This is a genomic window from Aquicoccus sp. SU-CL01552 (assembly GCF_040365005.1).
Classification (GTDB): Bacteria; Pseudomonadota; Alphaproteobacteria; order Rhodobacterales; family Rhodobacteraceae; genus Antarcticimicrobium.
The window spans coordinates 244,418-262,777 of the sequence record NZ_BAABWV010000004.1 but is presented as its reverse complement, the minus strand read 5'-3'; the positions used below and the strand labels follow the sequence as shown (position 1 = coordinate 262,777).

The 18,360-nt window shown below is 64.4% G+C and carries 12 protein-coding genes; 8 read left to right on the top strand and 4 right to left on the bottom strand.

Annotated features, from left to right (window positions below; all coding sequences use genetic code 11):
- Positions 1-204 precede the first annotated feature (204 nt).
- The 5 genes from ABWV23_RS06960 (at position 205) to ABWV23_RS06940 (ending at position 11,027) form a co-directional block, all read left to right on the top strand.
- Positions 205-825 (top strand): response regulator transcription factor, encoded by a 621-nt coding sequence (locus ABWV23_RS06960; protein WP_353346340.1) that lies wholly within the window; start codon positions 205-207, stop codon positions 823-825.
- A gap of 270 nt (positions 826-1,095) precedes the next feature.
- Complete coding sequence (locus ABWV23_RS06955; protein ID WP_353346338.1) at positions 1,096-1,608, top strand: hypothetical protein; 513 nt, start codon at positions 1,096-1,098, stop codon at positions 1,606-1,608.
- A 47-nt stretch (positions 1,609-1,655) separates the two neighbouring features.
- A complete protein-coding gene (locus ABWV23_RS06950) occupies positions 1,656-4,301 on the top strand; it encodes an NEW3 domain-containing protein (RefSeq protein ID WP_353346336.1) in 2,646 nt (881 codons plus the stop codon).
- Between the two features lie 187 nt (positions 4,302-4,488).
- Positions 4,489-10,176: a hypothetical protein gene (locus ABWV23_RS06945; protein WP_353346334.1), complete on the top strand. Its 5,688-nt coding sequence runs from the start codon at positions 4,489-4,491 to the stop codon at positions 10,174-10,176.
- 149 nt (positions 10,177-10,325) lie between these two features.
- Complete coding sequence (locus tag ABWV23_RS06940; RefSeq protein ID WP_353346332.1) at positions 10,326-11,027, top strand: hypothetical protein; 702 nt, start codon at positions 10,326-10,328, stop codon at positions 11,025-11,027.
- 120 nt (positions 11,028-11,147) lie between these two features.
- Here ABWV23_RS06940 and ABWV23_RS06935 read toward each other — a convergent pair whose 3' ends face one another.
- The 3 genes from ABWV23_RS06935 to ABWV23_RS06925 form a co-directional block, all read right to left on the bottom strand.
- Complete coding sequence (locus ABWV23_RS06935) at positions 11,148-12,728, bottom strand: inorganic phosphate transporter (protein ID WP_353346330.1); 1,581 nt, start codon at positions 12,726-12,728, stop codon at positions 11,148-11,150.
- 520 nt (positions 12,729-13,248) lie between these two features.
- On the bottom strand, positions 13,249-14,016 hold the full coding sequence (locus ABWV23_RS06930; protein WP_353346328.1) for an amino acid ABC transporter ATP-binding protein: 768 nt from the start codon (positions 14,014-14,016) through the stop codon (positions 13,249-13,251).
- A 2-nt stretch (positions 14,017-14,018) separates the two neighbouring features.
- Positions 14,019-14,702, bottom strand: a complete 684-nt coding sequence (locus ABWV23_RS06925; RefSeq protein WP_353346326.1) for a GntR family transcriptional regulator — start codon at positions 14,700-14,702, stop codon at positions 14,019-14,021.
- A 179-nt stretch (positions 14,703-14,881) separates the two neighbouring features.
- Here ABWV23_RS06925 and ABWV23_RS06920 point away from each other — a divergent pair, with 179 nt between their 5' ends.
- From ABWV23_RS06920 to ABWV23_RS06910, 3 genes are all read left to right on the top strand, one after another.
- Complete coding sequence (locus ABWV23_RS06920; RefSeq protein ID WP_353346324.1) at positions 14,882-15,691, top strand: ABC transporter substrate-binding protein; 810 nt, start codon at positions 14,882-14,884, stop codon at positions 15,689-15,691.
- A 94-nt stretch (positions 15,692-15,785) separates the two neighbouring features.
- A complete protein-coding gene (locus ABWV23_RS06915; protein WP_353346322.1) occupies positions 15,786-16,457 on the top strand; it encodes an amino acid ABC transporter permease in 672 nt (223 codons plus the stop codon).
- 63 nt (positions 16,458-16,520) lie between these two features.
- The gene (locus ABWV23_RS06910; protein ID WP_353346320.1) at positions 16,521-17,660 is read left to right on the top strand and encodes an aminotransferase class V-fold PLP-dependent enzyme; all 1,140 of its coding nucleotides are present in this window, start codon (positions 16,521-16,523) and stop codon (positions 17,658-17,660) included.
- Between the two features lie 50 nt (positions 17,661-17,710).
- Here the strand turns inward: ABWV23_RS06910 and ABWV23_RS06905 are convergent, their stop codons facing one another.
- Positions 17,711-18,349 (bottom strand): glutathione S-transferase family protein, encoded by a 639-nt coding sequence (locus tag ABWV23_RS06905; protein WP_353346318.1) that lies wholly within the window; start codon positions 18,347-18,349, stop codon positions 17,711-17,713.
- Positions 18,350-18,360: the final 11 nt, after the last annotated feature.

Here is an 18,360-nt window from a genome sequence, read left to right as displayed (position 1 = left end):
CAAGAACCGATACGCGTCCTGAGGAGGCCGCTGGAGAGCAGCGCCGCATCGCGCGTCGGGAGGACCTCTTGCGCGTGGCTAATTTCCGTGGTCACGTCCCGATTGCGGGAAATGAGAATAGTCGCCTCATCGCGGCCATGATACGCTGATAGTGCCGTCAGGATGGCCGGGGCCGGGTGTCGAAATGAGGGAAGCAGGCAGTACATGACTCTCAGAGTTCTGATCGCAGATGATCACGACATGGTTCGTGACACCTTCAGCATGTATCTTGAAACAAGCGGAACCGCCCAGACGATCACCGCCGGCTCTCTGGACGAGGCCTTGAAGCTGATGCAGCAGAAGGGGCCGTTCGACCTTGTCCTGCTCGACTACACCATGCCCGGCATGAAGGGGCTCGAAGGTCTCAAGGCCGCCCTGGCGATCAGCGGCGGTAACCCGGTGGGCATGATCTCGGGAACCGGGACACGCCTGATCGCCCAGCAGGCGCTCGATCTGGGCGCAGCCGGGTTCCTGCCCAAGTCGATGCCTGCCAAGACGCTGATGAATGCGGTCCGCTTTATGGCCATGGGCGAGGTCTATGCGCCGATCGATTTCATGTCGGGCAGGGACGATCCCGAAGAGACGGATTTCGAAAAGGACCTGTCGGAGCGCGAGAAACAGGTCCTGCGCGGCTTGATGAAGGCGCAGTCCAACAAGGAAATCGGGCTTGACTTGGAATTGCAGGAAGTCACGATCAAGCTGCACGTCAAGACTCTGTGCCGCAAGATCGGTGCAAAGAACCGCACCGATGCCGCGATCATCGCCCGCGACGCGGGATTCGTCTGACGCCCGGCAGGCCTTGCGCCCCGGAATCCCACGACAAGAGACCCTCCCGACAGCGAAACACCCGGCGGGCCCTCTCCGGAGGGATTGTGCGCATTTCCAGGCAGGTACGGCGCCTATACGAGAGGTTAGTCACCTGACTTTGCGAAGCTGCGTGTACCCGTTCGCTTCCCCGTAACGCTTTCCCTTTTCGGGCATCCCGGTGAGGCGGCGCAGGGATGTCCCTGTGTCGTTTCAACAGCCGGACCAGCCCCGGCCAAAAGGGAAACGCACATGTTTTATTCCTTCACCCGTATCAGCAAGGCCTTTGTCGCAGGGCTGACGTTCAGCCTGTCGGCGACATCCGTCTCGGCAGACGCGCTCGCAAGCGACTTCTCCTACCGCATCGTCGAAGCCGACGCCGCCGGGCAGGACATTCTGGTCGAGCGGTCGTCGGTCAAACCCGGCGAAATCATGCATTACGAACTGCGCCACGAGAACAAGACCGAGGGCGACATGGCCGGTCTGGTCATCGCGGCCCCGGTGCCCGCCGGCGTGACCCTTACCCCAGGCGGCGAAGAAAGCTCGGTGCCGGCGATCTTCGAAGTTCAGGCCGAGATGGACCCCGAGAACGAAGGCCTGGAATGGTCGACGCTTCCGGCGGTTCGCAAGGTCGTCGATGCCAACGGCGAGCTTGTCGAGGAACCGCTGCCCGAAGCCGAGATCGTGGGCGTTCGCTGGCGCCTCTCCGAAGCTCTCGAAGCCGGTGAAACCGCTCTCAACAGCTATCGCGTCCGCGTGAACTGAGCCGGCTCCCGCTTCAAGTCCAACAATCGAAAATCAGGAAAATCCCCGTGTCTTATCACTCCAAGATCCTGCGCACATCCAGCGCAGCAGCTCTTTGCGTCGCGTTTGCAGGCGCCGCTTCTGCCGCCCCCGAAGCCGGGTCGGTCATCGGCAACCAGGCCGTGGCCACCTATGTCAACTCTGCCGGTGACACCATCACCGTGACCTCGAACACGGTCGAAACCGTGGTTCAGCAGGTCGCAGGCGTCACGTTGACCTCGGACAACACCGAGAGTGTCGCCCCGGGCGGCAAGGCCTTCCTGCCCCACATCATCATCAACGACGGGAACGGGTCGGACGCCTTCGACCTCTCGGCCACCGAGAATGATGCCGGTGCGCTGGAGACCTCGCAGCTGGTCTTCTATCCGGATGCCAACATGGACGGTGTCGCCGACAGCCCGACGCCGCTGACCGAGACCCCGGTTCTGGCCCCGGGCGAACAGTTCGGTGTCGTGATCGAGGCCACCGTGCCCGCCACCAACGCCGCCGGCGCCACCGACACCATCACCGTGACCACCACCTCGCAGCTGGACGGCAAGATCCAGGCGACCAACACCGACACGCTGACCGTGTCGAGCGACGCCATCATCGAACTGGTCAAATCAATGGTTGCCGATGCCTCCTCGGGCGGCAACCCCGCCATCATCGACGCGGGCGACACCGTCACCGTGACCCTGACCTACTCCTCCACCGGTCTGGTCGCGACCAACAACTACACCGTGACCGACGTCCTCGATGCCGGCTTCGAATACGTTCCGGGCTCGGCTGTCTGGTCCGACGCCGCAGGCCGGTTGGACGACGAAAACGATCCGACCGCGCCCGATGCCACCAACGGCACCCGCAACAGCATCGCCTGGGACTACGACGACGACCAGACCGTCAACTTCAACATCACCTCGGTCGGTTCGGGCCGGTCGGGCAGCGTGACCTTCCAGGCGCGGATCGCGGCGACCGCCCCGGCCGGCATCCTTCCCAACGTCGCTACCCAGAATGTCGATGGCGTGGACTTCCCTCCGTCGAACGTCGCCTCGGTGATCGTGGCCAGCCAGTACTCGGTTTCCGTCGCGGATACCGCGATCAAGGCCGATGGCACCGCCGATGGCACCGTCACCTCGGCCACCGACGATGACGCCGCGCAGAACGATGTCGTGACCGAGATCACCGACGTCTACCAGGGGGCCACGGTCCGCCACGAATTCGTGCTGACCAACAATTCCAACGCCGCCGATACCCTGTCGCTGGACGTCGCCAATGACGACTTTCCGGATGGCACCATCTTTCGCATCGTGGGCGCCGACGGCATCACCCCGGTGATCGGCTCGGTCGGTCTTCTGGCCTCCGGCGAAAGTAGCCGGGTCACGCTGATCGCGACCCTGCCCACCGATGTCGCGCCGGCCCCGACCGGGTCGACCGACTACACTGCCGTCGTGACCGTGACCTCGGATGGATCGGGTGTCACCGACACCTCTACCGCCGAATTCACCGGCGCGGTGCTGGCGGCCTCTGTCGACCTCGAGAACGCGGTTTCGGGATCCGAGGGTGACGGCGCGGCGCCGACCGACGGCCGCAAGCCCTGGCTGAGCGAAACCACCGATCCGGCAGAGCCGGTGACCTTCGACATGGTCGTCGAGAACAACGGCCCGGTCTCCGACAGCTACAACCTGTCGCTGGCACAGCCGCTGCCCGAAGGCTGGACGGTGGAATTCCGCGACGCGGACGGCACGTTGGTGAGCAATACCGGCACCATCCGGGCCGGGACCTCCGACACGTTCACCGTCACGGTCCTCCCGCCTGCGGATGCACCGCCTGCCGACACGTTGATCGACGTGCAGGTCGAAAGCGCCGTCTCCGGCCAGGCCGACCGCATCGTCAACCAGGTCACCGTGAACGAGATCTACGACGTGCGGATCCTCGAGGATCAGAACGTCCAGGCCGCCCCCGGCGGTGTGGTGGACATGCTCCACACCATCACCAACCAGGGTAACGTCGCGATCATTGAAGGTGCCATCACCGAGACCGGTCTGAGCAACTTTTCCGGCGCCATCTTCTGGGACCGGAACAACAACGGCAGCGTCGATCCGACCGACCCTGTGATCGACAACTTCGACGACCTGACCGATGGCGTGTCTGCCGGTGTCAATGGCCTGCTGCCGGGAGAGACGATCTCGATCATCTACCGGGTCCAGACGCCTTCGACGGCAACCGCGGGCCTGTCGGAAACCGGCACCGTGTCGCTGGATACCACCTTGAACAGCAGCCAGGCGGATGTGAACACAGCGAACAACGCCAACGCGGACCAGATCGTCATCGTTGCGGGTGACGTGACGCTGACCAAGTACCAGTACATCGATCCGCTCTGCTCCGGGGCCGTCGGAACCTTCACCAAGACGCGCCAGCCGGTCGAGCCGGGTCAGTGCATCCGCTACATGATCGAGGCCGAGAACACCGGCACGTTCGCCGCGGATAGCGTGACCATCTCGGACGCTGCACCCGCCTATACGAGCATCACCAATTGCGGCGGCGCGTGCCCCGAAACGCTGTTCCCGAAGGGTATCACCGCGACGATCACCTCCAGCTCGGTCTCCAGCGACCATGGAACGGTCCTGCCGGGTGGCGTCGCACGGCTCGAGTTCACCGTACAGGTCGACAAGTAAGCCCACCGATCCGGCCCTCGCCGCCCTTGGCGGGGGCCTTCCTTTTCAAGCGGCGCGTCACCGCCCGCGATCCCCACCCCAAGGAGCGGAACTGATGCGCGGTTTTCTTTGCTTGAATGGCTCGGGAGCGACACGGTTCCTTGTCCTCGCGGCGGCCCTTTTTTGTTTTTCCCTGTCTGCCGGGGACGTGACGGCACAACAGCCCTCTGCCGGCACGATCATCCGCAACATCGGCCAGGTTACCTATTTCGACACCGGCCTCGGCATTCTCGTCACCCTCGACTCCAACGCCGTCGAAGCCCGTGTCAGCGCGGTTCCGGCCCTCGAGGTTTCCGGAAAGGAAAGACTGCTTCTGTCGCGCGGCGCGATGGACCAGTTTCATTTCCGGCTTTCCAACACCGGTAACGTCTCACTGGACGTGACGCCGAAAATCCTGGTCTCGGGGGATGTCGCGCTGCCTCTGGGTCCGCGGCTCTTCATCGACCGGAACGGAAACGGCATCATCGACGCCGGCGAACCCGAGTTGTCGGGGATCGACAGTTTCGAGCTTCTGGCAGGGCAGGGCATCACCCTCATCTATACCTTCCAGGTCGCCTCCGGCGCGGAACCGGGCGACAGTTTCGGTGTGACCCTCACCGCCTCGGGAATGCCGCAGCTTTCGGCCGATACCGGGACCGAGGATGACACCGCACCCGTCACCGGAGAAAGCACGGGCCTGGTCGAGATCGTGCCGGCAACGCTGGAACTGGAGAAATCCCAGGCCGTGCGGCCCGGCGATGACGCGACCCGGGTGCGTTACGGGCTGCGGCTGCGCAACAACTCGGACTCCCCCGTCGCCGGCTACTCGGAAATCGACGGCATGCCGCTGCGCATCGACGGCAGCGTCGTGACCGGGGTGCTTCTGCGCGACGGGATTCCGCTGAACGCCCGCTTCGCAGACATCGAACGGACCGGCGGCATGACCGGGCTGTATCACCGGCAAGGCGACGCGAGGCATGATTACACCACCACCGCGCCTGCCGATGCGGCGGACGTGGACGCCGTCGCCTTTTTCCGCGCGGGGGACTTCCCGATGGGACGGTCCGAGGATTTCGGCTTTGCCGTCACTGCCGATCCGGCCCTGGGCACCGTCGACATCGAGAATACTGCGGCCACCTTCCTGGAAAGCGGTACGGGCACCGACGAAATCGGGTCGAACACCGTGGCCACCGCCCTGTTCGCCGGCACCGACGGCACCCTGTCATTCGTGGACCCCGACATAGGCACGCCGGTGAGCTCGGCCGTGCTGGACAGCAATCTCGTGACCCGGCTGGTATCGGGTGCCTGCAACCTGTCTTCGGACATCGACACGGTCGAGATCACGCTGCAAAGCACGCAGACCGGCGATCTCGAGACTGCGACCGCGCGGGAAACAGGGTCTAACACAGGGGTTTTCATGATTGCGCCGCTGCCGATCGCCGAGATGGCCATCCCCCGGCCAAAGGATGGCGTCATGGCATCGGGCCGGGGCGATACGGTCCGTGCCACCGCCCGATGCGGGACCCAAAACTTGTTCGACACGCTTGTCATCTCGCCCGGAAACTTTGTCTTCGACGCGATCTCCAACGAACCGATCGCGGGGGTGAGCATCGGGTTGATCGACGCCGACACCGGTTTCGAAGTGGCGCGCACCGAGACCGATGCACGTGGCTACTTCGCCTTCGGTGAGGTTCCAGAAGGCCGTTACAGACATGACATTCTCGATGCCCCAGAGTGGAGCTTTCCCTCCGTGCGAGAGGCGTTTCGCGGCTTTGGCCGGATCCTCACCGACGCGGCCTCGGGCGGTACCTTTGCGCATTCGGGGGGGCTGATGATGGAATCCGATATTCCGCTCGATCCGTATTACGGCGTGCCCGTTTCGCTGACAAAGACCGCTGACCGCGACCGCGCGAAGCAGGGCGAGTTCGTGACCTACACGCTGACCCTGACCAACAACATGCGCCAGGCGCTGGTCGCTGCGCAGATCCTCGACCGCCCGCCCTTCGGGCTGACCATCGTCGCGGGTTCGGTGACGCTGGACGGTATGCGGGTCGACGACCCGGCGCGCGACCGCCATGGCGACCTGCTGTACGATCTCGGCACTGTCGCGCCGCTGGGCAGCCGCGAGCTGAGTTATGTCATGTCCGTCGGCGTTGCCGCGCGCGAGGGCGATCTGGAGAACACCGCGCTGCTTTCGGGGCGGCAGGCCGGAACCGGCGTCCTGATGCAGTCGGCCCCGGCGCGCGCCGTGGTGCGGCTGGACAATTCCGGCGGCGTCCTGTCCCGCCAGGGCACGGTCCTCGGCACCGTTTTCATGGATTGCAACGCCAACGGCATCCAGGATCGTGCAGATGGGGAACCGCATGAGCCGGGCATTCCCGGCGTGCGCATCGTGACCCAGGAAGGTCTGTTCGTGGTCACCGACCGCAATGGCAAGTATTCCCTGCCCGGCCTGCGCCCGATCACCCATGCCTTCCAGGTTCAGGGTGCCACCCTGCCTGCTGGCACCGATGTGGCAGCGACCCGCACCAACGACCTGCGCCGGGGTGGATCGCGGATAGTACCGCTGCGCCGGGGCGAGTTGCGCACCGAGAACTTTGCCGTCCGCGCCTGCACCCCCGAAACGCTGGCCGAGGTCGAAGCCCGGGGCGCCTATTTCGACGCGAACGGCCAGCCCGACAGCCTGCGCGCCGCGGACTTGCCGATCGAAGGGCAGCGCAGCCCGCAGCGCTCGGTCCGGACCGAGGCCGGCGTGGCGACGACCACGCAGCTGACCCCCGGCCGTCTGGTTCAGGCCGGCGAAGGCGAGGCCTCCGCGCCGCGCCCGACGCTGGCCGCCAAGGCCCGGGCCAAGCGCCTGCCGCTGGAGGGCCTGATCAGGTCGCTCGACCCCGAGCCGGGCTTCCTCGATCTCGAGGACGGCGCGACACTGGGTCAGCGCACCCAGAGCATCCGGATCAAGGGCAAGGCCGACCTGACGTTGGGCCTGCTGCTCAACGGTCGCGCCCTTGGCGCCGACCGCGTCGGCGAGAAGACCAGCTGGGCCCCGCGGAACGTGCAGGCCGCCGAGTTCGTCGCGGTCAAGCTGCGTCCCGGCTCCAACACGCTGACCCTGGTGGGGCGCGACGGCTTTGGCATCGAACGGCTGCGCCACGAGATCACCGTGGCCGCCCCCGGCGATCCCGCCCGGATCGAGATCACCGTCCCCGCCGAGGCCAGTGCCGACCCGGTCAGCGTGCTGCCGGTCGTGGTGCGCATCCTCGACGCGCGGGGCCTGCCGGTGCCGGCCTCGGCCACGGTGACGCTGGACGCGGGGCGGGCGCTGTGGGACGTGGAGGATATCCGCCCCGGCACCCCAGGCGTGCAGGCCTTCATCGACAATGGCGAGGCGACCTTCGACCTGATCCCGCCGCAGGTCTCCGGACCCGATCTCGTCACCGTGACCAGCGGTTTCTCGAAATCCGAGGCGCGCGTCCTCTTCACCCCAAACCTCGAGGAGCGGGTGATGATCGGCGTGGTCGAAGGGGCGGTATCGCTTGGCGGCAAGACCCGGGACACGTTGCTGCCCAAGGACCGGTTCAGCCATTTCGAGGACACCACCACCGGCCTGCGCGGCGAGCTCTATCTCAAGGGTGCGATCCGGGGCGATGCCCTTCTGACCCTGCGCTACAGCTCGGATCGGGACACCGAGGACCGCCTGTTCCGTGATATCCGCGGCGACGAGTACTACCCGGTCTACGGCGACGACTCGGAACGTGGATGGGACGCGCAATCCTCGACCAACCTCTACATCAAGGTGGAAAAGGGCCGTTCCCACGTGCTTTACGGCGACATCGCGATCCAGCCGGAGGCCTCTGCCTTCAAGCTGGGCAGCATGCAGCGTGTGGTCACCGGCGCCAAGGCGCATTGGGAAGACGACCGCGTGTCGGTCACCGTCTTTGCCGCCCGCACCGCGCAGGAGCAGGAGATCGTGGAATTCGCCGGGCGCGGCGTTTCAGGTCCCTACGATCTGGCTCTTGGCAGCTATGTCGATGGCTCCGAGCGCGTCGAGATCCTGATCCGCGACGAGGACGGCGGTGACATCCTGGCGAGCACCCCGTTGCGCCGGGGCACCGAGTACACCCTCGACTTTTTTCGCGATACCATCACCTTTGACGATCCGTTGCGGCAGTTCGATGCCGATGGTAACCCGGTCTCGGTCCGCGTGACCTATGAGATCGAGCGCGATGGCGCCGAGCGCTACTGGCTCTATGGCGGCGAGGTCAACTATGCGGCGGGCGACCGCACCAGCCTCGGCATCCGTGCCGTGCACGCGGATGCGCCGGTGGGCAACCCGGCCCGCGAGCGGTTGCTGTCGGCCTATGTGCGCCATGAAACCCTCGCGGGCGGCGTCTGGGAAGCGGAAGTGGCCCGTTCCGAGAATGCCGACCAGATCAGCGACCTCGCGGCGCGCCTGTCCTATGAGATTCAGACCCCGACCGAACGCCTGAGCTTCGAGGCGATCCACACCGGCGCAGATGTCATGGCGGGCGGGCTGGCCCGACCGGGCACCACCCAGGTGCGCCTGACCTACGGGACGGACATCGGCCGCAAGGGCGATCTGTCTCTCTCGACGGAATACCTCCGGGATCGCGGGGGCGACAGCACGCAGACCACGCTGGACGTCCTCTATGGCCACCGCTTCAATGACGGCCTCCACGGTGAGATCGGGCTGGAGCTGTCCCGCGACAGTCGTGATGGAACGTCTCGGAATCAGCTGGCCCTGCTGCTCGGCGGTCACTGGACGCCGCAGGACCGTCCCGGCGTGTCGGTGCGCAGCCAGCTGCGCCTGCCGGTGACGGGTGATAATCCAGACGCGGCCGAGCTGACCCTTGGCATGTACCGCGAGACCCAGCCCGGCCGACGCACTTTCAACGAGGTCGAGCTTAGCTTTGACGGCGGCGTGATGCTGACCCGCGCCCGCTTTGGTATGGAGGTGCAGCTCAACGAATGGTTCTCCAGCTCGACGGAATTCAGCCAGGCGCCCGAGGAAATCGAAGAAACCTGGCACCAGGGCGTCTCGACCGTGTGGGAGGTCAACGACCTGACGACCCTGCGCGCCGATCTCGAGCATTCGCGCGGCGTCAAGACCGGCGAAAACTGGCTGACCAGCGTCGCGCTGGGCGCCAGATGGCGCAGCGGGGACGAAACCGTCGTGGGGGATGCCGATGCGGATGCCTCCTTCGAGGACGAAGGAAACACCTACTACGCCTCGCTGGGCATGGCGGTGGATGTGACCGACGAATGGACGCTGCTGGGCCGCAGCCGCGTCGCGCTCGACAACCGCAACGGGGAAAGCCACCTGCGAACCCGAACCCGGATCGGCGCGGCCTATCGCTCGCTCGAGGATCCGCGCCTCGACATTCTGGCCTGGTACGAACACCAGCTCGAGACCAGGCATGGTCGTTCCGAGACCCACCTGTGGTCCGTCGATGCCAGCTTCGAAGCGAACGAGGATCTGCGTCTGAACGGCAAATATGCCGGCCAGCATCAGGAGATCTCCAACGACACCGTCCGGGCCTCGACGACCACGCAGATCGTGCAGGCCGGCGCCTATGTCGATCTGGCCGGTGATCGGTTCCAGCTCGGCGTGAACGCCGCGCATATGTGGGACAGCCGTGGTGGACGCCTCTCCGGGGTCGGCGCCGAGATCGGGTTTTCCCCGGCGGAGAGCACCCTGTTGGCGATCGGCTACAACGCCGTCGACGGGCAGGTGGCGGGCATGTCCGGGCTCTACCAGAACGGCGTCTATTTCCGCTTCAACCTGCTGCTCGACGATGGCCTGTGGGATCGGCTGGACGGATTTCTTGGCAACTGAATGATCCGGGAGGGTGCCGGGATGGTGGGCCTGCCCGGTAGGGCCAGCCGACTATACTTTTGCAGGGGCGCCTGCCTGTTTGCGCCGTCCGGTTTCGATGCTCCGATTTCTAGAATGCGCCCCATTCACGTGGTTCAGGAGTACAGGAAATGAAGACATCGCCTTTGACCCTTGCATTGGGTTTCGTGGTCACCGCGATCACAGGCGCCGCCCGGGGCGAGCACGCCCTGGTCAGCATGCACGATATCGTCAGCCTCGGGCCGACCGCATTCGGGCTGTTCCCGGAGCGCGGCGCCATCGTCTTGAATACCAGTGTTGCACCCCATCGCGCGCCGGTCACAAGGGGCCCGTTCACCTCGTCACCTTCGAAAGGGCAGGCCGCCCAGCTGAGGGATCTGATAGGACATGCCGAGGCCAGCCGCGCAGGATATGACTCCGTGCAGCACGGTGCCAGGACGCCGCCATCGAAACGCCCGACCGAGATGACCGTCGGAGAAATCTTTGCCTGGATCGCGGCTACGCCGGGACAGCCCCACGCGATCGGACGCTACCAGTTCATTCCCAAGACCCTGCGCAGTCTTGTTGGGCGCGGTAAGATCGGCATGGATGAGCGTTTCTCCCGCGCGCTTCAGGATCACCTGGCCGACATGCTGCTCGCGGATGCCGGGTTCGATGCCTTTCAATCCGGGCAGATGTCGCAAGAGGCGTTCATGTACAACCTTGCCGGAATCTGGGCCGGGTTGCCATTGCCGTCCGGCCGGTCGCGATACCACGGCTACGCGGGCAATCGGGCGACGATCAGCTGGACCACCTATCAGACCGAAATCGCCCTCATCTACGCGCGCCGGTAAAAGGCCGTCTCTGACATGATGCCTTTCCCCGACCGTTGAGACCCTTGTGGGAGCGGCGCGTAACGTCGGGGTACAGGCCCCGGACCGCGGCATCGGACCTGCGCCGCACGCTCGGCGAGGTCACGGCAGAAGCGCGCCCCGGATCATGAAGAAGATCATCGCGGACAGCATCGCGGCCGCCGGGACCGTGATCAGCCATGCCGCCGCGATCCGAAGCAGCAGCGTACGCTTGACCAGTTCGATCCTCTGGATTTTTTGCAGACCCTTGCGTTCACTCCGGTCGAGCGCACCCGCCGTCCCGCCCGACTTGAGCTTTCGCAACATGTCGCCCTTGTCCTGAACGCTTGCCGCCTCGAACCGCTCGAGAAACGCGTCGACCGTTTCGCCGTCGCTGTCGGCATCGCGATGATGGTCCCGGATCTCCGCGATCATGCGGGAATAGCTGACCTTGAGATATTCGCGCAGGAAGCCGACGCCGAAAACGCCCCCCACCGCGATATGGGTCGAACTCACCGGCAAGCCGAGCTGCGACGCGAGGATCACGGTGATCGCCGCCGCCAGCGCGACGCAGAACGCCCGCGCCTTGTCGAGTTCGGTGATCTCCGATCCGACCGTCCGGATCAGCTTGGGCCCGTAAAGCGAGAGGCCGAGCGCGATACCGGCCGCCCCCACCAGCATGACCCACAGGGGAATCGGGGCCTTGCCCGCGATGTCGCCTTGCAAAACCGCATCGCTGATGCCCGCCAGCGGACCGACGGCATTGGCCACGTCATTCGCCCCATGCGCAAAGCTCAGCAGCGCCGCGGCGCAGATCAACGGCGCGGTGAAGAGCGTGTTGACCCCTTCCTTGTCGTTCGGCAGGTCGGGCGCGACTCGGGCGACGTATTTGCGCATCAACGCCCAGACGATTGCCGCGGCGATCAGGCCGACGACGCTGGCCGTCAAGAAGCCGACCGGGAAAACCTTCTTGAGTCCCTTGAGCATCAGATAGGTCGAGAAAGCCCATGCCATCACCCCGATCAGGATCGGCGCCATCCGTTGCGCCGCCGCGAGGAGATCCGACTGATAGGTGATGGTCCGCTTGATGAGATAGAGGAACGATGCGGCGATGACACCGCCCAGAACCGGCGAAATGACCCAGGAGGCCGCGATCTTTCCAACCACGCCCCAGTCCGCGATGCCCCATCCGCCGGCGGCAACGCCTGCCCCCAGGACGCCGCCGACGATCGAATGCGTCGTCGAGACGGGCGCGCCGATGGCAGTGGCGAAATTCAGCCACAGGGCGGCGGCAAGTAGCCCGGCCATCATCAGCCAGATGAACGTTTCGGTATCGCCGATCATCGCCGGATCAATAATGCCGCTCTTGATCGTTCCGACGACGTCGCCGCCCGCCACCAAGGCGCCCGACGCCTCGAACACGGCCGCGATGAGGATCGCGCCAGTGAGGGTGATCGCCCGCGACCCGACGGCGGGACCGACATTGTTGGCCACGTCGTTCGCGCCGATATTGAGCGCCATGTAGCCGCCGATCATCGCGGCCATCACCAGCAGCGTCCCGCTTGGCCCGTCAGGCCCGCGCACCATCGCGAAGAGCATGATCAAGACAATGAACAGGATCGCGGTGCCAAGCCGGAACAGCTCGCCACGGTTGACCAGAAGGCCCTCCTCGACCTTTCTTACGTTCCAGGCGTTTCCGCTCATGCCTCTCCCCCTCCTGATGGCCACGATCACCGATGACTGGCGGCATCATGACAAGTTCATATCAGTTCTGGGAGGATTAAAGCACAACGCGCGGTCGAACGTGTTGACCTGACGCAAAGCCAGTCGGATCCGCCTTGGCACGCCGAGACATTGATGCCCCGCCCCCTCGAAAACCAAAGCGCGTGTCATGCGTCGCCGGGTGGCCGGATGTACGCCCGCGCCTGGCGCGACGGTCGACACGGCGCGGGAGGCGCCATTTTCGGGGCTGGCCGCTCTCGACGGGGCGTCTTGATGAGATCGGCCCGAACTGACCCTTCAACGCGACCGCAGATGCCGAATTTCCTCTTCATCAAACCGTCGGTCGTGACAACGCCCGCGCAACGCACCGTGACATGCGCGGCGTCAGGGCCGCCGCTCTCATGTCCCGGATGCACGCAGATGCTCGGTCAGGCGCAGCAGGACCACGCAATCGCGCCAGTTTGTCCCGCGCGGATCACGGACCGCTCTTTCCGACCTGTTCTCAATGGCCGAAAATCTGGCTGAGAAAGAGCTTTGTGCGGTCTTGTCGTGGCGTATCGAAAAAGGCCTCGGGTGTATTTTCCTCGATGACCTCTCCCTGGTCCATGAAGATGACGCGATCTGCAACCTGCCGGGCAAAGCCCATTTCGTGGGTCACGCACAACATGGTCATGCCGCCCTCGGCGAGGGCGGTCATGGTGTCGAGGACCTCCTTGATCATTTCGGGGTCAAGCGCGGAGGTCGGTTCGTCAAACAGCATCACCCGCGGCTTCATGCACAGCGACCGGGCAATGGCCACGCGCTGTTGCTGCCCGCCCGAGAGCTGGCCGGGGAATTTGCCAGCCTGATCGGCGATCCTCACCTTTGTCAGAAAGTGCATCGCAGTCTCTTCCGCCTCGTTGCGCGTGATGCTGCGCACCGACATCGGGGCGAGAATGCAGTTCTCGAGAATGGTCATATGCGGGAACAGGTTGAAGTGCTGGAAACACATGCCGATCTCGGACCGGACTTTCCCGATGTTTTTGACGTCCGAGGTCAGTTCGATCCCGTCGACGACGATCTGGCCTGACTCATGTGCCTCAAGCCGGTTGATGCAACGGATCAGGGTGGATTTCCCGGACCCCGACGGGCCGGCGATGACAATGCGTTCGCCTTGTTGCACGGTCAGGTTGATGCCGCGCAGGGCGTGAAAATCCCCATACCATTTGTTCAGATCGGTGATGCGGATGATGGCATCGTCTTGCGCGGTCTCCGGTGGCGAAACGGTCATGATCAAGGTCCTGTCAGGAGAGGGGCGGCGGTGAGAGGAGAGGTGTTGGTGACCCGGTGATAGCTTTCCTCTCCGGCCAGCACGAAGCGCAGGATGAGAAGCTCGACGTCGGCGCCTCTGCGGCTGCTGAACGCCGTGTGCATTTTTCGGTGAAAGCCGACGAGGACACGATGGGCCTGTGCATCGGGAAGGGTGGCCATCCGGACGGCCTGGATCTGCACGATGTAGCGCAAGATCGTATCCCTGAGCGATATGTTCGGAACCGCCATCACCCAGATGCGACGAATATCTTCGGACGCCCGGTAGAGCATCTCGACATCCCCGGAGGTGATCGTGCTTTCGGACCGATCGACGGCCCGCGCCATCTCGGCGAGGTTTTCCTCGGTCAGCTCATAGGTCGCAAGGGCCGCCGCGCGGGGTTCGAGCAGACGCCGCAGTTCGAATATCTCGAGGATCTGGCGGGGTTCGAGTTTGGGAAGGGTAAAGCCACGGGTCGAGCTTGCCAGGTATCCTTCGTGAACAAGCCGCATGAGCGCATCGCGCACCGGCATGCGTGACACGTTGAATTCCTCTGCCACGGCGGTGTCCACAAGGCGATCCTCATCGGTGATCTCGCCGCGCCGGATCCGCCCGAGATACTCGTCATAGATCACATCCTTCATGCGGCGTTTGTTCTTGCCCGACATTTTGCCCCCTTAACTGTATACGGTTTCTACGCTGCATCCAGCGGCAGGTCCATGATAGACGCATCACAATATGCTTTAAGCCTAAAAACGTTTGAAACAGTATACCGAATGTGCAAGCGATACAGTCAGGGCGCGGGCTGGAAAACGACGCGACCAGATCCAACAAGGAGAGAGACCCCATGAAAACCGGAACACGACTCATGCTCGGCCTTGCCACGGCCGCAGTAACCGCCCTCTCGAGTGTGGCCGCATTCGCGACCGAGACGCTCAAGATCGGCTCCTATCCGGCGAACCCGCCCTGGGAATACAAGAACGAGGCCGGCGAATTCGAAGGGTTCGAGGTGGATATCATCAACGAGATCGCCTCGCGGATCGACGCCACCGCCGAGTTCAGCGGCCTCGATTTCCGCGCGCTGTTCGTCGCCACCGCGTCGCGGCGCGTGGATGCGGTGATTTCCTCGCTGACGATCACCAACGAACGGCTGGAGGCCCAGTCTTTCACGCAGCCCTATTTCTCGGGCGCCCTTGGCATCGGTACCAAGGACGGTGCCGGCATCGCGCGTGTCGAGGACCTGAAGGGAAAACGGGTCGGCTCGATCGCCACCTCCTTTCCCGAGAACTGGCTCAAGGAACGTGAGGGCGAACTGGGCTATGCGTCCTATGCGAGCTACGACAGCACCGCCAACATGCTGACCGACCTGCGCAGCGGGCGGATCGATGCGGCGGTGAACGACATTGTCAGCCTGCGTTACGCCTTCACGCAGCCGCAGATGAGCGGGCTCACGGTCGCGGCGGAAATCCCGACGGGTGACAAGTTCGCGATCATGATGCCGAAGGGTTCCGACAAGCTCGAAGCCTTCAACGACGCGCTCTCGGAGATCAAGACGGACGGCACCATGGCCCGTCTGTACGAGAAATGGTTCGGGGTGGCGCCGGCGGCGGACAGCCTTACCCTGACGCCGCTTCCGATCCCGACCTCCGGCGATTGATGCGCCAGCCGGGCAGGGTATCGCTTTTGATGTCCCTGCCTGGCCTTTTCGGCCGCGTCCCGCGCGGATCGCCTGACAGACAGCAGGGCACGACATGGAAATCTTCGATATCTTCTTCAATCTCGACGTGATGCGGCGCGCCTTTCCCATCCTGATGCGCGGCCTCACCAATACCCTGCTTCTCGGCGGGGCGGCCATTGTGTTCGGCGGCATGTTCGGGGTGCTGGTGTGTCTCGTGCGGCTCTATGCGCCCAAACCCTTTCGCATCCTGGCGATCCTCTACATCGACGTCCTGCGCGCCATGCCCGTGCTCGTGGTGCTGATCCTCACCTACTACGCGCTACCGTTTGCCGGGATCGTCTTTTCCTCCTTCGTCGCGGCCACCATTGCCCTGTCGCTGGTCCTTGCCGCCTACACGGCCGAGGTCGTGCGGGCCGGGATCGAGGCGGTGCCAAAGGGGCAGTTCGAGGCCTCGGAGGCGCTCGGCCTGTCGTTTGTCACCATGATGGGAAAGGTGATCCTGCCCCAGGCGTTTCGGATGATGATCCCGCCGCTGGCTTCTTATTGCGTGGCGATCATCAAGGACACCTCGCTCGCCTCGGTCGTTGCCATGGGCGATCTGCTGAAACAGGCGACGGACGCGCAGGCGCTGTTCGCGAACCCCACGCCGCTCTTGCTGGCGGCGCTCATTTATATCGCGATCCTGCTGCCCATGGTCCGTTTCACAGGCTGGCTCGAACAGCATTACAAGAAGGGATACCGCTGAGCGCAGCCCGCCCGCGGCAAGACCGACGCGCTCATCGCATTCCCACACCCCACGGAGAAAGAAATGTCTGCACTTCCCGGCGGCGGCGACGCCTATCTGCTGTACCATTCCATCGGCCACTATCCGAACAAGGAGGCTGACCTGAAGCAGGAGCTGGCATCCTTTGCCCATACTTGGGCCGCTTACGATGACGGTCAATGGAGTGAGGTCCTGTCCAGACGCCAGAGGTTCATCGATCTCTGGACCGACTTGATCCGGGCTCCGAAAGGGACGCTGACCACCGCCGAGAACGTGACCGGCGCGATGATGTCGCTGATCGGCGCCCTGCCCGAAGAGATGCTGGCGGGAAAAAAGGTTCTGGTCGCCGAGGACGGTTTCCCCTCGCTGCACTTCCTGCTCTCGGGTCTCGCGCCCCGCCTTGGTTTCACCTTACAGACCGTGCCGCTCCGGCAGGGCGCGCATTGGGTCGAGGAAGAGGATATCATTTCGGAATGGGGAGAGGACGTGGCCCTGGCGCTGCTGACCTGGATCAGCTCGACCAGCTCTCACCGCAACGACCTCACGCGTCTTGTCGCGCACGGCCGAGAAATGGGCAGCCTGATCGGCGTCGACATCACGCAGGGCGCGGGGCTGTTGCCCTATGATGTGTGCGCCCCGCAGGTGGACTTCGTGATCTCGACCAGCCTGAAATGGCTGTGCGGCACGCCGGGCGCGGGCATTCTCTATGTGGACGAGGCGTTGATTCCACGCTGCGAGCCGGACCTGCGCGGATGGTTTTCCCAGGACAACCCGTTCTCCTGGGCGCTCGACGCGTTTTCCTTTGCGCCGGATGCGCGCCGGTTCGACAATGGCACCCCCTCGACGTTGCCCGCGCTTGCAAGCCTCCCGGCCATCGAGTGGCGGATGGCGCAGGACGACGCGGCCTTTGTCGCCCACAACCGCGCGCTGTCCATGACATTGTGCGAGGGACTCGAGGCGATGGGGCTGACGCTGGCAAGCCCGCGGGATCCGGACCGGCGCGGCGGCAGCCTCATGGTGGCCCTCCCCGAGACGCGGCCGGCCTCCGACGTGGTCGATGCGTTGCGTGCGCAGGACATCCACATGGATTTTCGCAGCCAGATCCTGCGAATGTCGCCGGGGCCGATCACGACAGAGGCGGGCGTTGCCCGCACCCTGACCGCGCTCGAGGCCCTGCTCAGGTAAGCTTCAGGCAAGTTGGATACCGCAAGCCCCGGGGCGTTGCGGTGTCCGTCTCAGCCTTCGGGAATGTCCTGCACGAAATGCGGCACATGATAGCCGCGCTGCACTGCGGGGCGGTCCTTGATCCGGTGATACCACTGGCGCACGTTGGGGAAATCGGCCAGGTCCACCTCGTGGTAGTCGTGGCGCGAGACCCACGGCCACATGGCCATGTCGGCAACGGTATAGACCCCCGCACCTTCCCCCACGACATAGTCGCGCCCGGCCAGGCGGGTGTCGAGCACCCTGTACAGGCGCTGGGCCTCCTTGGCGTAACGCTCTTCGGCATAGGGTGCCTTGCCGCGGTTGTATTTGACGAAGTGATGGGCCTGCCCCAGCATCGGGCCAAGCCCGCCCATCTGCCACATCAGCCATTCCATCATGCGCCAGTATTCGTCTCCGGTGACCTGGAACCGGTCGTACTTGTTGGCGAGATAGAGCATGATCGCGCCACTCTCCATCAACTGGACGCCGGTTTCGTGGTCGACGATGGCCGGAATCCGGTTGTTCGGGGCGATCTTCAGGAAATCCGGGGCGAATTGTTCGTCCTTGGAAATGTCGATGGGGTGGACGGTGTAGGGCACCCCCAACTCTTCCAGCAGGATAGAGACCTTGCGCCCGTTCGGCGTGGTCCAGGAATAGAGATCGATCATGTTCGGTCCTG